Below are 327 nucleotides of genomic sequence, written 5' to 3'. Positions count from 1 at the left end.
GGCGGTTGCAGTCGTGCCGCTGAAGAACGCGAATGCGATCGACATCGCGCAGCAGATGAACAAGATGCTCGATCCGGGCTCGATCGGCAGCACGGACGCGACGCTCAAGGTGTCGATCTCGTCCGATGCGCGCACCAACTCGCTGCTGATGCGCGCGTCGAACACCGCACGCCTCGCGGCGGCCAAGGAGCTCGCCAAGCAGCTCGACATGCCGACCGCGATGCCGGGCAACATCCACGTCGTGCCGCTACGCAATGCCGACGCGACGAAGCTCGCGCGCACGCTGCGCAGCATGCTCGGCACGGGCGGCGGCGAGGGCTCGTCGGG

Annotated in this window: 1 protein-coding gene; it reads left to right on the top strand. The window is 68.2% G+C overall.

Annotated elements, in window-relative coordinates; genetic code table 11:
• Positions 1 to 327, top strand: a 327-nt coding sequence (locus tag AB4Y34_RS42215) for a secretin N-terminal domain-containing protein (protein WP_368719351.1), incomplete at both ends; no start/stop codon positions are given.

The organism is Paraburkholderia sp. BR10954 (assembly GCF_040965775.1).
In the GTDB taxonomy this organism is placed as follows: domain Bacteria; phylum Pseudomonadota; class Gammaproteobacteria; order Burkholderiales; family Burkholderiaceae; genus Paraburkholderia; species Paraburkholderia youngii.
The sequence above is the reverse complement of the archived record's forward strand: the minus strand, read 5'-3'. Positions and strand labels throughout refer to the sequence as shown.